This window comes from Mycobacterium sp., assembly GCF_025965855.1.
Lineage (GTDB): Bacteria > Actinomycetota > Actinomycetes > Mycobacteriales > Mycobacteriaceae > Mycobacterium.
In genome coordinates, this window is the sequence record NZ_JAOPWB010000210.1 from 1 (window position 1) to 18034 (window position 18034).

The following is an 18034-nucleotide window of genomic DNA, read 5'->3' on the forward strand; positions in this document are numbered from 1 at the left end:
GGCACCACGGCGACCAGCACCGAGGCCGGCCGGGCAGCAGGCGCCGAAGAAAGCACTGTGCAGCCTGCCGCACCCCCGGCGGCCGACGCTGCGCCCGCCTTGGAACCGCAGAGCACGGAGAGCTGAATCATGTTGATTCCCCGCAAAGTTAAGCATCGCAAGCAGCACCACCCCCGCCAGCGTGGCATCGCCAGCGGTGGCACGGAGGTGAACTTCGGTGACTACGGCATCCAGGCGCTCGAGCACGCCTATGTGACCAACCGGCAGATCGAGTCGGCTCGTATCGCGATCAACCGGCACATCAAGCGTGGCGGAAAGGTCTGGATCAACGTCTTCCCCGACCGCCCGCTCACCAAGAAGCCCGCCGAAACCCGGATGGGTTCGGGTAAGGGCTCCCCGGAGTGGTGGGTCGTCAACGTCAAGCCGGGCCGGGTGCTGTTCGAGCTCAGCTACCCCAACGAGTCGGTGGCCCGGGCGGCGCTTACCCGCGCAATCCACAAGCTGCCGATCAAGGCACGCATCGTGACCCGAGAGGATCAGTTCTGATGGCACTGGGCATTTCGCCGGGCGAACTGCGGGAGCTCACCGAAGAGGAGCTCACCGAGCGCCTGCGTGAATCTAAGGAGGAGCTGTTCAACCTGCGCTTCCAGATGGCAACCGGACAGCTCAACAACAACCGCCGGCTCCGCACCGTGCGTCATGAAATCGCCCGCGTCTACACCGTGCTGCGGGAACGAGAACTGGGCCTCGCTAGCGGACCCGACGGGTCCGACGGAAACAAGGATTCGTGATGGCAGAAGCTAAGAAGACCGCCCCGAAGGCTGCCCCTAAGAAGGCCGCTCCCAAGGACGCCGCGGCGAAAGACAAGGGTCCCAAGCACACTCCGGCCAACCCGAAGTCGCGCGGGCGGCGCAAGGTGCGCATCGGCTATGTGGTGAGCGACAAGATGCAGAAGACCATCGTGGTCGAGCTGGAAGACCGCATGCGTCACCCGTTGTACGGCAAGATCATCCGGACCACCAAGAAGGTCAAGGCGCACGACGAGAACAGCACCGCCGGCATCGGCGACCGCGTCTCGCTGATGGAGACGCGCCCACTCTCGGCGACCAAGCGCTGGCGGCTCGTCGATATTCTCGAGAAGGCCAAGTAGCCCCCAAGCAACGCAGAAACGCCCGAGACCCCCGCGGTCTCGGGCGCTGTGCATCGTGGGCTTTGAGTGTGCGGCCCGGGCGGAGAAATCGCCGATTCTCGACCCTCGCGTCACGGTCAAAGCCGCCGGCTCACACTCTCGGCATGAATCTCAGCCGATTTTTATCTCACGCGTGTAGTGTCCACGGACGTTCGGTGAGTCCACCACGAGAGTGAGGCCGGCCATGGCGACCGAGTCCACAGAGTTTCAGGGCAAGATCGAGCTGGATATTCGGGATTCGGAGCCGGACTGGGGGCCCTACGCGGCGCCGACCGCACCGGAGAACTCGCCGAACATCCTCTATCTGGTCTGGGATGACACCGGCATCGCGACCTGGGACTGCTTCGGCGGCCTGGTCGAGATGCCGGCCATGACGCGGATCGCCGAGCGCGGCGTGCGGTTGTCGCAATTTCACACCACCGCGCTGTGCTCGCCGACGCGGGCGTCCCTGCTGACCGGCCGCAACGCGACCACGGTCGGCATGGCCACCATCGAAGAGTTCACCGACGGGTTCCCGAACTGCAACGGCCGGATCCCCGCCGACACCGGGCTGATCTCCGAGGTGCTCGCCGAGCGCGGCTACAACACATACTGCGTCGGCAAGTGGCACCTGACGCCGCTGGAAGAGTCGAATCTGGCCTCGACAAAACGACATTGGCCCACCTCGCGCGGATTCGAGCGGTTCTACGGGTTCATGGGCGGCGAGACCGACCAGTGGTATCCCGAGCTGGTGTACGACAACCACCCGGTCAGCCCCGCGGGCACCCCGGAAGACGGCTATCACCTGTCGAAGGACCTCGCCGACAAGACCATCGAATTCATCCGCGATGCCAAGGTGATCGCGCCGGGCAAACCGTGGTTCAGCTATGTGTGCCCCGGCGCGGGGCATGCGCCCCACCATGTCTTCAAGGAGTGGGCGGACAAGTATGCGGGCCGGTTCGACATGGGCTACGAGCGCTACCGCGAGATTGTGCTGGAAAAGCAGAAATCGATGGGGATCGTGCCGCCGGACACCGAGCTGTCCCCGGTCAACCCGTATTCGGATGTCAAGGGGCCACAGGGCGAGCCCTGGCCGCTGCAGGACACGGTGCGGCCCTGGGACTCGCTCAACGACGAAGAGAAGAAACTGTTTTGCCGGATGGCCGAGGTGTTCGCCGGATTCCTGAGCTACACCGACAGCCAGATCGGCCGCATCCTGGATTACCTCGAGGAGTCCGGCCAGCTGGACGACACCATCATCGTGGTGATCTCCGACAATGGGGCCAGCGGTGAGGGCGGGCCGAACGGGTCGGTGAACGAGGGCAAGTTCTTCAACGGTTACATCGACACCGTCGAAGAGAGCATGAAACTCTTCGACCGCCTGGGCAGCCCGGAGACCTACAACCATTACCCGATCGGCTGGGCGATGGCCTTCAACACGCCGTACAAGCTGTTCAAGCGATACGCCTCCCATGAGGGCGGCATCGCCGACACGGCAATCGTCTCGTGGCCCAACGGTATTGCGGCGCACGGCGAGGTCCGCGACAACTATGTCAATGTCTGCGACATCACCCCGACCATCTACGACTTGCTGGGCATGACGCCGCCGGAGAAGGTCAAGGGCATCGCGCAGAAACCGCTGGACGGCGTGAGTTTCAAAGCGGCCCTTTCAGATCCGGGCGCCGACACCGGAAAGCGGACCCAGTTCTACACCATGCTGGGCACCCGCGGGATCTGGCATGAGGGCTGGTTCGCCAACACCGTCCATGCCGCCACACCGGCGGGTTGGTCGCATTTCGACGCCGACCGGTGGGAGCTGTTCCACATCGAGGCCGACCGCAGCCAGTGCCACGACCTGGCCGCCGAGCAACCCGAGAAACTCGAAAAGCTTAAGGGGCTGTGGTATTCCGAGGCCGCCAAGTACAACGGCCTGCCACTGTCGGACCTGAACATCATGGAGACGTTGATGCGCTCGCGGCCATACCTGGTCGGCGAACTGTCCAGCTACACCTACTATCCCGACTGCGCGGACGTCGGCATCGGCGCCGCCGCCGAGATTCGCGGCCGCTCGTTCGCCGTGCTGGCCGACGTGACCGTGGATACCACCGGCGCCGAAGGTGTGTTGTTCAAGCAGGGTGGCGCCCACGGCGGCCACGTCCTGTTCGTCCAGGACGGTCGGCTGCACTACGTCTACAACTTCCTCGGCGAACGCCAGCAGCTGGTTTCCTCGTCCGACCCGGTGCCGTTGGGCCGACACGTGTTCGGTGTTCGCTATGCGCGGACGGGAACGGTGGAGAACAGCCACACCCCGCTGGGTGACCTCGCCCTGTTCGTCGACGACGAGCTGGTCGGCACCCTGGCCGACGTGACGACCCATCCCGGCACCTTCGGTTTGGCGGGGGCCGGCATCACCGTCGGGCGCAACGGCGGCTCGGGAGTGTCGAGCCGCTACAAGGCGCCGTTCACGTTCACCGGCGGCACCATCGCCGAGGTCACACTCGACTTCTCGGGTAGGCCATATGAAGACGTGGAAAGGGAACTCGCGCTTGCTTTTTCGCGCGACTGAGCGGGCGGCACCGCCATCCGGACGAGCGCACCGAGGGCGGGCCGCCGTCCGCGGGCGATCGTCTTCCCCTTGCCGAACGGTTGACGTCGACCGCGCCCGATGGCATGTCAGCGCGGATGACGATCACGCCGATGGACCTCGATCCCGGAGGGGCGTTCTTGCCCGGTACGGTCAACTTCGCCGACCGCATCACCCACGTCCGGACCAACACCAGTGCGCGCCCGGCTTCGACGCGGCGAAATCCACGATGACGCAGTAATTTGCGGTTGTCATCCCCGAAAAGAGCCCATTTCAGCGCGAGCGGGCTGTAGCATCTGGCCCCGTGATGCCCCAATGACCACCGAAGCACCGCCCGCACCGGCGCCACCCGAGGCACGAGGACCACGCCTTGCGATCGCGTTCGGGATCGTAGTTGCCGTCATCGTCATCTATGTCCTGTCCCTGATTGCCGTGCACCTGCTGGCCAAATCGGCGCCTCCGCTGCCCTCGGTCGACCTGACCAAGGTCGAGGCCGAGGACAGCGTCGTGCAAGTCCGCCTGGAGAAACTGGATACCGTCGCCAACCGCTTGACGGTGAATGTCCTTGTCTACCCAAAGGATTCGCTGTACGACAAGAACTTCGGGGTCCTCACCGCCGACGCGGCCGTGCGCCTGTACCCAGAGAACGACCTCGGTGACCTGCAATACCCGGTCGGAAAAGCGCCGGCGCAGGTCAGTACCACCATCGAGGCGCACGGCGATCCCGGTAACTGGCCATTCGACACGTATAAGACGGAGGTCATCGCGGCCGATGTGTTCACCGGTGCCGGTCAGAGCCGCGAAAAGTCGCCCGCGCGCGTCGAGGCATCCGGAAAGCTGGATGGCTGGGACGCTACCGTCACCCGAGTCCACGACCCCTCGGAATCCAACCCGGATGTCCAAGAGGACGTCATCATCACCTTGCACCGGGCCAAGGGCCCGCTGATCTTCGACATCGGAATCTGCCTCGTCCTCATCGCCCTGCCCGTGTTGGCATTGTGGGTCGCCATTCCCGTGGCGTTGGGCAGGACCTCGTTCTTGCCGCCGATGACGACCTGGTACGGCGCGATGCTGTTCGCCATTGTCCCGCTGCGCAGTATCCTCCCGGGCAGCCCACCGTACGGCTCGTGGATCGACCAAGCCGTCGTGCTATGGGTGCTGATCGGACTGGTCGGCGCGATGGCCCTGTTCCTGTTCGGCTGGTGGCGGCAACGCGATCGAAAACAGCCGAAGAAGGGCTGAACGCCTACTCCGCGACCGCCGCTCCCGCCGAGCTGATCGCGTCGACGGCGCTCGAGACTCGTGATTGGAAGTCGGGAGACAGCGGGATGTAGCCGTTCCTGGCCAGCTCGACCTGGCCGGGGCCGATCGCCGCCTGCAGGAACGCCTTGACCGCCTTGGCCTCGTCGGAGCTCGGGTACTTGGAGCAGACGATCTCGTAGGTGGCCAACACGATCGGGTAGACGTCGGGCTGGGCGGGGTTGTAGAACGACGAAATGTCGAGCACGAGATTGTTGCCGGTGCCGATGATTCTGGCGCCGGCGATCGTCTTGCCGACCGTGTCGGTGCCGATCCGCACCGGACGCAGGGACCTGCGGCTTGCCGGCGTCTTGATCTCGGCGGCGAAAAGCCCTTGCTGCAGCGCGAATGACAACTCGTTGTAGCTGATCGCGCCCTCGGTGGCTTTCACGAGCTCCGAGGTGCCCTTGTTGCCGGCGGCGCCGACTCCGACCCCGCCGTTGAACGACTTGCCGGTGCCCTGCTTCCAGGCTCCGCCGGACGCGGCCTGCAGGTAGGACTGGAAATTGTCGGTGGTGCCCGACGCGTCGCTGCGGTAGATGACGCGGATGTCCTCGGCCGGCATAGATGTGTTAAACGCCGTGAGGGCGGGGTCGTCCCAGCGCGTGATGGTGCCGTTGAAGATCTTGGCCAGCGTGGGCGCGTCGAGCACCAGGGAGTCGACGACGCCGAGGTTGTAGGTGATCGCCAGCGGGCCGAACACCACGGGCAGGTTCCAGGCATCGGCGCCGCCGCATCGCTGTTTGGCGGCGGCGTATTGGTCCCCGGCGAGTGGTATGTCCGATCCGCCGAAATCTGTCTTGCCGGAAAGGAATTCGGTGATCCCGGCGCCCGAGCCGTTAGCGGTGTAGTTGAGGGTCTGCCCCGAGCAGGCCCTGTGGTACGCGTCGATGAACTTCGTCATCGCGTTCGCCTGCGCGGTCGAGCCGCTGGCAATCAAGGTCTGTTTGCCGCCGCAGTCGACCTTGGCGCCCGCGGCGTACGCCAGTGTCGCGTGGGCGTTGCTGCATGCCGAGCCCACCATGGCGGCCGTGGCGAGCAAGCTTATGGCGGTAGCTGATCGCTTGTGCTTCACGTTGATTGCCTCCAGGCGATGGTGGCGCCCGGCGTCGGCGGCGAGCTCGGTGTCGGGATACACATCGACTTTTACAGCCACCGAATTAACAGGCAAACCAACAACGGATGAACGGGTCATCAACTGGGCCGACCGCCGATTCGCTGGGTAGCCAAGATTGTTCGGCGGGTTGACGGAAATTACCTGACTGCTGAAGGAAATTCCGATTCCGCGCGCGGACGGCACCGGTTCGCTACGATCTAATCCTCGTGTGCTCGGCCACCGAGCAGCCGCAATCCAACGGAGGTGTCGACCGATGACCCATCACGTTCCACCGGCCCCGCGGCCTTCGCCTCCCACGCCGCCGCAGCAGCCGCCGCAGCAGCCGCCGGAGCAGCCGCCCGCGGCGCCGCCAGAGGCGCCCCCCGCCCGGCGGGGACGCACGCTGTTGGTGATCGGCATCCTTGTGGCTTTCCTCGTCGTCTACGGCCTCTCGCTGTTCGGAGTCCACTTGCTGTCCAAATCGGCGGGACCGCTCAAGCCGCCGGACCTGAACGCCACCAACGACACCATCGTCTTGGTGCGTCTCGAAAAGCTGGAAACTGTCGCGAATCGCCTCACGGTAAAGGTGCTTGTGATTCCCGAGGATTCGATGTTCGACAAACGCCTCGATGTGCTGAAGACCGACACCGCTGTGCGGATGGACCCCCCCAATGACCTGGGTGACCTGCAATATCCGGCCGGGAAGTCGCCGGCGGTCGTCGCCACCACGATCGAGGCTCATGGCGATCCCAATAACTGGCCGTTCGACTCCTACAGCACCGACACGATTTCGTCCGAGGTGCTCGTCGGGCAAGGCGACGCTCGCCAGTACATACCTGCCCGGGTGGAAGTGGCCGGGGCGTTGGACGGTTGGGACGTCAGCGTCCAGCGTGTGGGTGAAGCAAGCCAGGAGGCGGATCGCCCGGACAACGTGATCATCACGTTGCACCGGGCCAAGGGCCCGCTGATCTTCGACTTGGGCATCTGCCTGGTGCTGTTCGCCCTACCCACCCTGGCTTTTGCCGTGGCCATACAAATCGCTCTGGGCAGACGGAAATTCGTGCCGCCCTTCGTGACGTGGTTCGCCGCCATGCTGTTCGCCGTCATCCCCATACGCAATTTCCTTCCCGGGTCTCCACCGCCGGGGGCGTGGATCGACCAGGTTCTGGTGATTTGGGTGCTGATGGCGCTCGTCGCGGCGATGGCCCTGTACATGCTCACGTGGTACCGACAATCGGACTGAAGCCCCGGCGAACGGTCGTCCTACCCTGGTTGGGTGCTCACCGAGCTGATTGACCTGCCGGGCGGATCGTTTCGCATGGGCTCGACGAGCTTCTACCCCGAAGAGGCGCCGATCCACACCGTGACCGTGGGGCCCTTCGCGGTGGAGCGGCACCCGGTGACCAACGGGCAGTTCGCCGAATTCGTTTCCGCCACAGGCTACGTGACGGTGGCCGAGCAACCGATCGACCCGGCGCTTTACCCCGGGGCGGATCCCAGAGACCTGTGTCCTGGCGCGATGGTCTTCCGCCCGACGCCCGGCCCGGTCGACCTGCGTGACTGGCGGCAATGGTGGGACTGGGTGCCCGGCGCTAACTGGCGAAATCCGTTCGGTCCGGACAGCGATCTCGCGGGCAAGGCCGATCACCCGGTGGTGCAGGTGGCGTATCCCGATGCCGCGGCGTACGCGCGCTGGGCCCGCCGGCGGCTGCCCACTGAGGCGGAGTGGGAGTATGCGGCTCGCGGCGGAAGCGTGACGACCTACTCGTGGGGTGACGAGGCGAACCCCGATGGTCGGCTGATGGCCAACACCTGGCAGGGCAGGTTCCCGTACCGCAACGACGGCGCACTCGGCTGGATCGGAACCTCGCCCGTGGAGACGTTCCCGCCCAACGGATTTGGGCTGCTCGACATGATCGGCAATGTGTGGGAGTGGACCGCCACCGAGTTTTCCCAGCACCATCGGCTCGATCAGCCGCCGAAAGCCTGTTGCGCACCGTCGGGGCCCCCAAAGGCCCCAGACCCGAGCGTAAGCCAGACATTGAAGGGAGGATCGCATCTGTGCGCGCCGGAGTACTGCCACCGATACCGGCCCGCCGCGCGTTCGCCGCAGTCGCAGGACACCGCGACGACCCACATCGGGTTTCGCTGCGTGGCGGATCCGGCGTCGGGCTAGGCCGTCTGGCGTCGGCGGACAGCAAACGGGGGCTCACCCTTCGCCGCACATCAGGCAGCAAAAGCGACCACCGGGTTACCGCCGGATGGACGGTGAGTGACGGACCTTCCGTCGTCGCGCACGGTCGGAACCAATTCGCTAGCATCACCACGTGTCGGCCGTCGACGAGCCAGGGGTCATCAGCGGGGTAGCAGTGACCAGCGAGGCTCCGACCACACAGGCGCCGCCACCACCCGAAGACACCCCGCCCCCGGCCCCGCCGCCGCCGCGCAAACAACGGTCGAAGCCGCGCATCGCGATCGGCGTGGCCGTCCTGGTCGTCGTCATCTCCGCCTACGCCCTGTCGCTGTTCGGCGTCCACCAGCTGCAAGAAGCAGAGGCCCCGCTTCCTCCACTGGACCTGAGCCAGGGTGGGGGCGATGCGACCATCGTGCAGCTGCGCCTCGAGGAGCTCAAGACCACCGCGAATCGCCTCACGGTGAATGTGCTTGTCTATCCTGGGGTTTCGACCTACGACAACCGCTTCGACGTGCTGGGTACCGACGTTGGCGTGCGCCTGTATCCGACGAGCGACCTCGGCGATCTGCATTACCCGAAAGGCAAAGCGCCGGCGCAACTCAGCACCACCGTCGAGGCGCACGGAGATCCCGGTAACTGGCCCTTCGACTCCTACAGCACGGAGCCGATATCGGCCGATGCGTTCGTCGGGTCCGGCGACAACGTCAAGAAGGTACCCGCCCGCGTCGAAGTAACCGGAGAGCTGGACGGGTGGGACGTCATCGTCCACCGGGTTCACGACCCAGCCGCGCTCCCAACCCAACGCGGTTCCGACAACGGGAACGTGGTCATCACCCTGAAGAGGGCAAAGGGGCCGCTGATCTTCGACCTGGGCATCTGCCTGGTGCTCATCAGCCTGCCCACTTTGGCGCTGTTGGTCGCCATCCCGATGGCACTGGGCAGACGGAAGTTCTTGCCGCCCTTCGCAACCTGGTATGCCGCTAACCTGTTCGCGATCGTCCCGCTGCGCAACATCCTTCCCGGCGCTCCACCACCCGGTTCCTGGATAGACCAGGCCATCGTCCAGTGGGTGCTGATCGCGCTGGTGACGGCGATGAGTTTGTACATCTTCGCCTGGATCCGGCAAGGGGACTGATTCGCCGGGGCGCCGGTAACTGCGCCGTGTTAAACCTGGTAGCAGGGTGTGTTAAAAGCTCGTGGCGTGGCCCGTTAAAAGGTGCCAGCAAACCCATCCGTCGCTAGCATCACCCTGCGTGTCGGTTCACGAGGACTTAGCCCGAGCGGTGCCCGCGAATGGCCATGGGGTTGCGCCGCCCGCGCCGCTCGGTCCGCCGGCGCGTAAGCCGCGACGACGACACCTCATCCTCGACGTCTCGATCATCGTGGGGGTTGTCGTCGTCTATGTCCTGTCGCTGCTCGGCTATCACTGGTTGGCCGGCTCGCCGGGCCCGCTTCCCGAGCCGGACCTTGGCACATCGGACGGCACCGTGGTTTTCGTGCGCTTCGAGCAGCTGCACCCAGTCGAACACCGCCTTGACGTGAAGGTGCTCGTCATGCCGGACGATTCGATGACCGACAAGCGCCTCAACGTATTGACCACGGACACCTCCGTGCGCTTCTTTCCGCACAACGACCTGGGAGACCTGCAGTACCCGGTGGGGAAGATGCCGGCGCAGGTGGCCACCACGATCGAGGCCCACGGCGAACCCGGGGACTGGCCGTTCGACTCGTACAGAACCGACACCATCCAGGCCGACGTCCTGGTCGGCTCCGGCGAAAACCGGCGATACAAACCCGCGCGTGTCGAAGTGACCGGATTGCTGGAAGGCTGGGACATCCGCGTTGCCCGGGTCGGGCGCGACAGCCACGACGAAGGTCGTCCGGACAACGTGATCATCACCCTGCATAGGGCGAAGGGCCCGCTGGTCTTCGACCTCGGAATCTGTCTGGTCCTCATCACGCTGCCGACGCTGGCGCTCTTCGTGGCCATACAGATGCTCACTGCCCGCAGGCAATTCCTTCCGCCCTTCTCCACCTGGTATGCCGCGATGCTGTTCGCCGTCGTGCCGCTGCGCAACATCCTCCCCGGGAACCCGCCCGCGGGTTCGTGGATCGACCAAGCCGTCGTGATCTGGGTGCTGATTGCGCTGGCGACGGCGCTGGTCCTGTACATCGCCGCTTGGTACCGACATTCGAGCTGAGGCGGTGTTGTTAGCCCTTTCAGCAACGGGCGGCTATACACAACCCGCCAAAAAGTTTGAGTCGATGCCGGCCACTGCTATACTCGAACATATGTTCGATGAAGCCGCTCGTGCCGAGGTGATTGCCCGGTTTGATGAGCTTGTTGAGCGGTGTTATCCGTCGAAGACGGCGGCGTCGGCGGCGTTGCTCGAGGAGATCGGTGCGGCAGCGCGGGCGGAGAATCGGGCGGCGGCCGCGCAGTTGGATGCGGTCGGGCGGCTGTTTGGCTATCGGCTCTCGCGTTGTTCGGAGAGCGAGGAGTGGGCGATCGACACGATGGAGGCGCTGGCCGCCGAGGTGGGTGCGGCGTTGCGGATCAGTCAGGGGATGGCCGCCAGCCGGGTGCGCTACGCGCGGGCGATGCGCGAGCGGCTGCCCAAAGTCGCCGAGGTGTTCAAGGCCGGGGATATCGATTATCGGGCGTTTCAGACGATGGTGTATCGCAGCGATCTGATCCTTGATGCCGAGGTGTTGGCGGTGGTGGATGCCACGTTGGCGGCCAATGCGGGGCGCTGGCCTTCGATGAGTCAGGGCCGGCTGGGTGCGCAGGTGGACAAGATCGTGGCGAGGGTGGATGTGGATGCGGTGCGCCGGCGCCGCGAGGCCCAGCGTGATCGCGAGGTGTGGGTCGGGCCGGATCAGGACGGGCTTGCCGACGTCGGGGGCAGCCTGTTCAGCTCGGATGCCCACGCGCTGGATCGGCGGCTGGACGCGTTGGCGGCCACGGTGTGTGCCCATGATCCGCGCGGCCGCGAGCAGCGTCGCGCCGATGCGCTGGGCGCGCTGGCCGCCGGGGCGGACCGGCTGGGCTGTCGCTGTGGGCGTCCCGATTGCACCGCCGGGAAGCGGCCCGCGGCCAGCCCGGTGGTGATTCATGTAATCGCCGAACAGGCAAGCGTGGATGGCCGCGGCAGCGCGCCGGCCGCGGAGGTGAGCGCTGATGGGCTGATCCCACCCGAGCTGGTGGCCGAGTTGGCGGCCTCGGCCAAGGTGGTGCCGCTGATCCACCCGGGCGATGCCCCGCCCGAGACCGGCTATGTGCCCTCCCAGGCGTTGGCCGATTTCGTGCGCTGCCGCGATCTCACCTGTCGCTGGCCGGGCTGTGATGTCCGGGCCATCGGCTGCCACATTGACCACACCATCCCCTATGCCCAGGGCGGGGCCACGCACGCGGCCAACCTCAAGTGTTATTGCCGCACGCACCATTTGATCAAGACCTTCCTGGGCTGGACCGAACGGCAGCTGCCCGACGGGACGCTGATCCTCACGTCGCCGGCCGGGCCCACCTATGTCACCACCCCGGGCAGCGCCCTGCTGTTCCCCAGTCTGTGTTATTCCGTGGGCGGGTTCGCCGCCCCCGAAGCCGACCCGCCCCCCGATGACTGCGCCCAGCGCACCGCGATGATGCCCAAACGCCGCCGCACCCGCACCCAAGACCGCGCCTACCGCTTCGCCACCGAACGCCGACACAACCGCGACGCCCGCCTGGCCCGAAAATCCGAAAGCCACGACTACTTCGGCCCCGCCCCACCCCACACGGACGACGACGATCCGCCGCCGTTTTAGGTGCAGGATTTTCACATGGGCTCGTCGCTGCCGCCGCTTGCCGCTGAGGACCACTTCTGCGACGCCTGTTCGGTCGCCTATCTACAGACGCGGATCGACGACGCGGTCGGCGTCATCGCCGGCCTGCCGGGAGTGGTACGCGAGGCTGTCAGTGCGATCCCCCCAGCGGCGCGACGGCTGCGGCCCAGTCCCGGTGTGTGGTCGGTAGCCGAGTACCTCTGTCATCTGCGCGACATCTACGTCAGCTTCACCATCCGGCTCCACCGGATCCGCACTGAGCATCAGCCCGCCCTGGAACCGATGTTCAACGATTTGCGGACCCGCCGTTTCCGGTACAACGACTGCGACATCGATGCCACACTTGGCGAGCTGGCGGTCGCGGCGGCGGGATTCTGCGAGGAAGTCGCGCGCATGGGCGAACACGACTGGGACCGGGTGGCGACCCGCTTGCCGGGCGAGCGGCGCACCGCGCGCTGGGTCGTGCGCCAGGCGATGCACGAAGGAACGCACCACCTCGGCGATATCCGGAGAATCGGCGAAACAGCTCGTTGATGCCGCCGTGGTCGCGAATTTGGCTCTGAGCTGCTCGTCCCCTAGACTCTAGGGGTTGCCTTGGGCAGACCTCGGCTGGTGCGTGCAAGCGATACTGGCCCTGCGTGCCCTTCGGTGACGAGCACACCGCGCACGTCAGGTGTTTTCCTGCTGCGCACACGTGAACCAGGTCAGGAGATCTAGTGATTCAGCAGGAATCGCGGCTGAAGGTTGCCGACAACACCGGCGCCAGGGAGATCTTGTGCATCCGGGTGCTCGGCGGTTCGTCGCGACGCTACGCCGGCATCGGTGACGTCATCGTCGCCACCGTCAAGGAGGCTATCCCCGGCGGCAATGTCAAGCGTGGTGAGATCGTCAAGGCCGTCGTGGTGCGCACCGTCAAGGAGCGCAGGCGTCCCGACGGCAGTTACATCAAGTTCGACGAGAACGCCGCGGTGATCATCAAGCCCGACAACGACCCGCGCGGGACGCGTATCTTCGGGCCGGTCGGGCGCGAACTGCGCGAGAAGCGATTCATGAAGATCATCTCGCTGGCCCCGGAGGTGTTGTAGATGAAGGTCCACAAGGGCGACACCGTCCTCGTCATCGCCGGCAAAGATAAAGGCGCCAAGGGCAAAGTCTTGCAGGCGTACCCGGAACGTAATCGCGTGCTGGTCGAGGGCGTCAACCGAATCAAGAAGCACACCGCCGTTTCGACCACCCAGCGCGGGGCACGGTCGGGCGGAATTGTCACCCAGGAAGCCCCGATCCACGTCTCCAACGTGATGGTGGTCGACTCCGACGGCAAGCCCACCCGAATCGGCTACCGGCTAGACGAGGAGACGGGCAAGCGGGTCCGTGTTTCCAAGCGAAACGGCAAGGACATCTAGACATGTCAACCACGGAAAACACTGTGAAGGTTCAGCCGCGCCTCAAGCAGCGCTACCGCAACGAGATCCGGGATTCGTTGCACAAGCAGTTCGCCTACGGCAACGTCATGCAGATCCCGACCGTGAGCAAGGTCGTCGTCAACATGGGCGTCGGCGAGGCGGCTCGTGACGCCAAGCTGATCAACGGCGCGGTCAACGACCTGGCGCTGATCACCGGGCAGAAGCCCGAGATCCGCAAGGCGCGAAAGTCCATCGCGCAGTTCAAGTTGCGCGAGGGCATGCCGATCGGCGTCCGGGTGACCTTGCGTGGGGACCGGATGTGGGAGTTCCTCGACCGGCTCACGTCGATCGCGCTGCCGCGTATCCGTGACTTTCGAGGGCTTTCGCCCAAGCAGTTCGACGGTGTGGGCAACTACACGTTCGGACTGGCCGAGCAGTCGGTGTTCCACGAGATCGACGTGGACAAGATCGACCGGGTCCGCGGCATGGACATCAACGTCGTCACCTCGGCGACGACCGACGACGAAGGACGAGCGCTGTTGCGGGCCCTCGGCTTTCCGTTCAAGGAGAACTGACTAGATGGCTAAGAAGGCACTCGTTATCAAGGCCGCGCGCAAGCCAAAGTTCGCGGTTCGCGGCTACACCCGCTGCAGCAAGTGCGGCCGCCCTCGCGCGGTTTTCCGCAAGTTCGGGCTGTGCCGGATCTGCTTGCGCGAGATGGCGCATGCAGGCGAGCTGCCCGGCGTACAGAAGAGCAGCTGGTGACGGGACACAGGGACTAAACCATGACGATGACGGATCCGATCGCAGACTTCTTGACCCGTCTGCGCAACGCCAACTCGGCGTACCACGACGAGGTGAGTTTGCCGCACTCCAAGATCAAGGCCAACATCGCCCAGATCCTCAAGAGCGAGGGATACATCAGCGACTTCCGGACCGAAGACGCTCGGGTCGGCAAGTCGCTGATCGTCCAGCTCAAGTACGGGCCCAGCCGGGAGCGCAGCATCGCCGGCCTGCGCCGGGTGTCCAAGCCCGGTTTGCGGGTGTACGCGAAATCCACCAGCCTGCCGCGAGTGCTCGGCGGGCTGGGCGTGGCAATCATCTCGACATCGTCGGGTCTGCTCACCGACCGTCAGGCCGCCAGACAGGGCGTGGGCGGCGAAGTCCTCGCGTACGTGTGGTAAGGCCGGAGAGGTAGCGAAAGACCATGTCCCGCATTGGTAAGCAACCGGTTCCGGTCCCCACCGGAGTCGACGTAACGATCGAGGGTCAGAACGTCTCGGTGAAGGGGCCCAAGGGCAGCCTGAACCTAACGGTCGCTGAACCGATTACGGTGGCGCGCAACGACGACGGCGCGATCGTGGTCACCCGCCCCAACGACGAGCGGCGCAACCGCTCGCTGCACGGGCTGTCGCGCACGCTGGTGTCCAACCTGGTCACCGGCGTGACGGAGGGTTACACCGTCAAGATGGAGATCTTCGGGGTCGGCTACCGCGTGCAGCTCAAGGGCTCCAACCTCGAGTTCGCGCTGGGCTACAGCCACCCCGTCGTGATCGAGGCGCCCGAGGGGATCACGTTCGCGGTCCAGTCACCGACGAAGTTCACGATCACCGGGATCGACAAGCAGAAGGTCGGCCAGATCTCGGCGAACATCCGCCGCCTGCGCCGTCCCGACCCGTACAAGGGCAAGGGCGTGCGCTACGAGGGCGAGCAGATCCGCCGCAAGGTCGGAAAGACAGGGAAGTAGTCATGGCGCAAAAAAAGGCTGAGACCGCCGCGCGAAAGCCGGTGGGGCAGAGCGTATCCGCAGCGCGGCGGGTCTCGCGGCTGGGCAGGCACGCGCGGCTGCGCAAGAAGATCGCGGGATCCCCGCAGCGTCCGCGGCTGGTGGTGCACCGCTCCGCGCGGCACATTCACGTGCAACTGGTCAACGATGAAAACGGCACCACGCTGGCCGCCGCCTCGTCGATCGAGGCCGATGTGCGCAACCTGGAGGGCGACAAGAAAGCCCACAGCGTGCGGGTGGGTCAATTGATCGCCGAGCGCGCCAAGGCCGCCGGCATCGACACCGCGGTCTTCGACCGCGGCGGGTACACCTACGGCGGACGGATCGCGGCGCTGGCCGATGCCGCGCGCGAGAACGGATTGAGTTTCTGATGACAACTGGAAGGACCGCATAATGGCGGAACAGTCGGCCGGCGGGCAGGGCGGCCCCGATAGCCGCGACAGCCGCGACTCGCGCGGTGACGGCCGCGACGGCCGCGGCCGGCGCGACGGTGGCGGCCGCGGCGGTCGTGATCGGGACCGCGACGGCGATAAAAGCAACTACCTGGAGCGGGTCGTCGCCATCAACCGCGTCTCCAAGGTGGTCAAGGGTGGTAGGCGATTCAGCTTCACCGCGCTGGTCATCGTCGGCGACGGCAAGGGCATGGTCGGCGTCGGCTACGGCAAGGCCAAGGAGGTGCCGGCCGCGATCGCCAAGGGCGTGGAGGAGGCGCGCAAGGGCTTCTTCCGGGTCCCGCTGATCGGCGGCACCATTACACACCCCGTACAGGGTGAGGCGGCCGCGGGCGTGGTCCTGCTGCGCCCCGCCAGCCCGGGTACCGGCGTGATCGCCGGCGGTGCGGTACGCGCCGTGCTGGAATGCGCTGGGGTCCACGACATTCTGGCCAAGTCGTTGGGCAGTGACAACGCGATCAACGTGGTGCACGCCACCGTGACCGCGCTCAAGCTCCTGCAGCGTCCCGAGGAGGTGGCCGCCCGCCGGGGACTGCCGATCGAGGATGTCGCCCCGGCCGGGATGTTGAAGGCGCGCCGGGAAAGCGACGCACTGGCCAGTGCGGCGGCGGCACGAGAGGCCCAGGCTTCAGGGGCACAACCATGAGTCAGCTCAAGATCACCCAGGTGCGCAGCACGATCGGGGCGCGCTGGAAGCAGCGCGAGAGCCTGCGCACCCTGGGCCTGCGGCGGATCCGCCACTCGGTGGTCCGTGAGGACAACGCACAGACCCGCGGCCTGATCGCGGTGGTGAGCCACCTGGTCGAGGTGGAGGAGGCCAAGTGACCATCAAGTTGCACGACCTGAAGCCCGCGCCCGGGTCGAAGAAAGCGCGTACCCGGGTCGGTAGGGGCGAGGGCTCCAAGGGCAAGTCCGCGGGGCGGGGCACCAAGGGCACCAAGGCGCGCAAGAACGTGCCGGCGACCTTCGAGGGTGGCCAGATGCCGATTCACATGCGGCTGCCCAAGCTCAAGGGCTTCCGGAACCGGTTCCGCACCGAGTACGAGATCGTCAACGTCGGCGACATCAACCGGCTGTTTCCCGAAGGCGGTTCCATCGGCGTGGACGAACTGGTGGCCAAGGGCGCGGTTCGCCGCAACTCTCTGGTCAAGGTCCTCGGCGACGGCAAGCTGACCGTCAAGGTCGACCTGTCCGCGCACAAGTTCAGCGGCAGCGCGCGCGAGAAGATCGCCGCGGCGGGCGGCTCGGTCACCGAGCTGTAGTCAGCTCAGCTGCGGAATAACCTCCGCGGCAAGGCGTTCCATCTGTTCGCGGTTCTCGGCGACGTCGGCACCGACGGGATTGAGTAGCAGATACTCCGCCCCCGCGTCGATCACCTCCCGCAGCCCGCGCGCCACATCGTCGGGTGTGCCCGACACCGGAACCGCATCGACGCCGGGCATTTCGCCGTAGATGCGGCGCAGCCCGGCGAGCACCCGCTCGCGGGCCCGAGCCGCGTCGTCGTCGACCGTCAGATAGACCCGTTTGCCAATGGTGAAGTGCGCGGGGTCTTTCCGCTGTTCGTCGAGTTCGCGGCGCACCACGGTGACGGCGCCGGCGAACGCCTCGGTGGTCGACGATCCCGCGCCCATAAACGAGTCACCGTGGCGCACCGCCCTGGCCAGCGCCTTGGGGGCGAGGCCGCCGAACCAGATCGGAGGATGCGGCCGCTGCACCGGCTTGGGCTGGATGGGCAGATCGTCGACATCGCGGAACCGGCCGTGAAACGTCACCCTGGGTTCGTCGGACCAGGCCGCCTTCATTAGCTCCAGACCCTCGGTGAAATAGGAAATGTACGTCGCCTTTTCGACGCCGAAGGCGGCGAATTGGCGGAAGCCGCCACCGGCTCCCACCCCAAGGTCCAGCCGCCCGTGGCTGAGCCGGTCGACGGCGGTGGCGGCCGACGCCAGCTGGAGCGGGTCGTGCAACGACGTCACCAGGACGGCGACCCCCAGGCGCAGGCGCTCGGTGCAGGCGGCGCAATACGCCAGCAGTTCCAACGGCGCCAGCAGCGGCGCCTCGCCGATGATCTGCTCAAGCACCCAGCCGCCCTCGAACCCGAGCTCCTCGGCGCGGGCAAGAAAGGACCGTAGGCCGGACGCGTCGAAACCGTCGTAATCTAACTGGGGGATGGCGATGGAGAACCTCACCCGACCACCGTACGGCGGCCGATCGGTAGGCTGCGAAT

The 18034-nt window shown here is 65.9% G+C and carries 24 protein-coding genes; 22 read left to right on the forward strand and 2 right to left on the reverse strand.

What is annotated here, in order from left to right; all coding sequences use genetic code 11:
- Positions 1 to 129 precede the first annotated feature (129 nt).
- From rplP to JWP83_RS17940, 6 genes are all read left to right on the forward strand, one after another.
- Positions 130 to 546, forward strand: coding sequence for a 50S ribosomal protein L16 (gene rplP, locus JWP83_RS17915; RefSeq protein ID WP_071511650.1), 417 nt, complete (start codon positions 130 to 132; stop codon positions 544 to 546).
- Positions 546 to 791: a 50S ribosomal protein L29 gene (rpmC, locus tag JWP83_RS17920; RefSeq protein ID WP_297732505.1), complete on the forward strand. Its 246-nt coding sequence runs from the start codon at positions 546 to 548 to the stop codon at positions 789 to 791. Before rplP ends, rpmC begins: the two co-directional genes overlap by 1 nt.
- Positions 791 to 1150 (forward strand): 30S ribosomal protein S17, encoded by a 360-nt coding sequence (rpsQ, locus tag JWP83_RS17925; RefSeq protein ID WP_297732507.1) that lies wholly within the window; start codon positions 791 to 793, stop codon positions 1148 to 1150. Before rpmC ends, rpsQ begins: the two co-directional genes overlap by 1 nt.
- Before the next feature lie 223 nt (positions 1151 to 1373).
- Entirely contained in the window at positions 1374 to 3734 is a 2361-nt protein-coding gene (locus tag JWP83_RS17930; protein WP_297732509.1) for an arylsulfatase, read from the forward strand.
- A gap of 116 nt (positions 3735 to 3850) precedes the next feature.
- Complete coding sequence (locus tag JWP83_RS17935) at positions 3851 to 3985, forward strand: hypothetical protein (RefSeq protein ID WP_297732511.1); 135 nt, start codon at positions 3851 to 3853, stop codon at positions 3983 to 3985.
- Positions 3986 to 4067: 82 nt separating this feature from the next.
- Complete coding sequence (locus JWP83_RS17940; protein WP_297732514.1) at positions 4068 to 4994, forward strand: DUF4436 domain-containing protein; 927 nt, start codon at positions 4068 to 4070, stop codon at positions 4992 to 4994.
- A gap of 4 nt (positions 4995 to 4998) precedes the next feature.
- Here the strand turns inward: JWP83_RS17940 and pstS are convergent, their stop codons facing one another.
- Positions 4999 to 6075, reverse strand: coding sequence for a phosphate ABC transporter substrate-binding protein PstS (gene pstS / locus JWP83_RS17945; protein WP_297732574.1), 1077 nt, complete (start codon positions 6073 to 6075; stop codon positions 4999 to 5001).
- 346 nt (positions 6076 to 6421) lie between these two features.
- On the opposite strand from pstS, the gene JWP83_RS17950 reads away from it, so the two are divergent.
- From JWP83_RS17950 to rplO, 16 genes are all read left to right on the forward strand, one after another.
- Positions 6422 to 7390 carry a DUF4436 domain-containing protein gene (locus tag JWP83_RS17950; protein ID WP_297732516.1) on the forward strand — a complete coding sequence of 323 codons (969 nt, stop codon included), beginning with the start codon at positions 6422 to 6424 and terminating at the stop codon, positions 7388 to 7390.
- Between the two features lie 33 nt (positions 7391 to 7423).
- On the forward strand, positions 7424 to 8323 hold the full coding sequence (locus JWP83_RS17955; RefSeq protein ID WP_297732518.1) for a formylglycine-generating enzyme family protein: 900 nt from the start codon (positions 7424 to 7426) through the stop codon (positions 8321 to 8323).
- A 292-nt stretch (positions 8324 to 8615) separates the two neighbouring features.
- Positions 8616 to 9476: a DUF4436 domain-containing protein gene (locus tag JWP83_RS17960; RefSeq protein ID WP_297732576.1), complete on the forward strand. Its 861-nt coding sequence runs from the start codon at positions 8616 to 8618 to the stop codon at positions 9474 to 9476.
- 226 nt (positions 9477 to 9702) lie between these two features.
- The gene (locus tag JWP83_RS17965) at positions 9703 to 10542 is read left to right on the forward strand and encodes a DUF4436 domain-containing protein (protein WP_297732578.1); all 840 of its coding nucleotides are present in this window, start codon (positions 9703 to 9705) and stop codon (positions 10540 to 10542) included.
- Between the two features lie 91 nt (positions 10543 to 10633).
- Positions 10634 to 12148, forward strand: coding sequence for an HNH endonuclease signature motif containing protein (locus JWP83_RS17970; protein WP_297732520.1), 1515 nt, complete (start codon positions 10634 to 10636; stop codon positions 12146 to 12148).
- Positions 12149 to 12163: 15 nt separating this feature from the next.
- Positions 12164 to 12700 carry a DinB family protein gene (locus tag JWP83_RS17975; RefSeq protein ID WP_297732522.1) on the forward strand — a complete coding sequence of 179 codons (537 nt, stop codon included), beginning with the start codon at positions 12164 to 12166 and terminating at the stop codon, positions 12698 to 12700.
- Positions 12701 to 12882: 182 nt separating this feature from the next.
- Positions 12883 to 13251, forward strand: coding sequence for a 50S ribosomal protein L14 (gene rplN / locus JWP83_RS17980; RefSeq protein WP_066962997.1), 369 nt, complete (start codon positions 12883 to 12885; stop codon positions 13249 to 13251).
- Positions 13252 to 13569, forward strand: a complete 318-nt coding sequence (gene rplX / locus JWP83_RS17985) for a 50S ribosomal protein L24 (RefSeq protein ID WP_297732525.1) — start codon at positions 13252 to 13254, stop codon at positions 13567 to 13569.
- 2 nt (positions 13570 to 13571) lie between these two features.
- The gene (gene rplE / locus JWP83_RS17990) at positions 13572 to 14144 is read left to right on the forward strand and encodes a 50S ribosomal protein L5 (RefSeq protein WP_297732527.1); all 573 of its coding nucleotides are present in this window, start codon (positions 13572 to 13574) and stop codon (positions 14142 to 14144) included.
- Positions 14145 to 14148: 4 nt separating this feature from the next.
- On the forward strand, positions 14149 to 14334 hold the full coding sequence (locus JWP83_RS17995) for a type Z 30S ribosomal protein S14 (RefSeq protein WP_297732529.1): 186 nt from the start codon (positions 14149 to 14151) through the stop codon (positions 14332 to 14334).
- A gap of 20 nt (positions 14335 to 14354) precedes the next feature.
- Positions 14355 to 14753 carry a 30S ribosomal protein S8 gene (gene rpsH / locus JWP83_RS18000; protein ID WP_297732531.1) on the forward strand — a complete coding sequence of 133 codons (399 nt, stop codon included), beginning with the start codon at positions 14355 to 14357 and terminating at the stop codon, positions 14751 to 14753.
- A gap of 23 nt (positions 14754 to 14776) precedes the next feature.
- A complete protein-coding gene (gene rplF, locus JWP83_RS18005) occupies positions 14777 to 15316 on the forward strand; it encodes a 50S ribosomal protein L6 (protein ID WP_297732533.1) in 540 nt (179 codons plus the stop codon).
- Between the two features lie 41 nt (positions 15317 to 15357).
- On the forward strand, positions 15358 to 15726 hold the full coding sequence (gene rplR / locus JWP83_RS18010) for a 50S ribosomal protein L18 (RefSeq protein ID WP_297732580.1): 369 nt from the start codon (positions 15358 to 15360) through the stop codon (positions 15724 to 15726).
- 22 nt (positions 15727 to 15748) lie between these two features.
- Complete coding sequence (gene rpsE / locus JWP83_RS18015; RefSeq protein ID WP_297732535.1) at positions 15749 to 16453, forward strand: 30S ribosomal protein S5; 705 nt, start codon at positions 15749 to 15751, stop codon at positions 16451 to 16453.
- The gene (rpmD, locus tag JWP83_RS18020) at positions 16450 to 16632 is read left to right on the forward strand and encodes a 50S ribosomal protein L30 (protein WP_297732537.1); all 183 of its coding nucleotides are present in this window, start codon (positions 16450 to 16452) and stop codon (positions 16630 to 16632) included. The genes rpsE and rpmD overlap by 4 nt, the downstream gene beginning before the upstream one ends.
- Entirely contained in the window at positions 16629 to 17069 is a 441-nt protein-coding gene (gene rplO / locus JWP83_RS18025) for a 50S ribosomal protein L15 (RefSeq protein ID WP_297732539.1), read from the forward strand. The genes rpmD and rplO overlap by 4 nt, the downstream gene beginning before the upstream one ends.
- Here rplO and JWP83_RS18030 read toward each other — a convergent pair whose 3' ends face one another.
- On the reverse strand, positions 17070 to 17996 hold the full coding sequence (locus tag JWP83_RS18030) for an LLM class flavin-dependent oxidoreductase (protein ID WP_297732541.1): 927 nt from the start codon (positions 17994 to 17996) through the stop codon (positions 17070 to 17072).
- Positions 17997 to 18034: the final 38 nt, after the last annotated feature.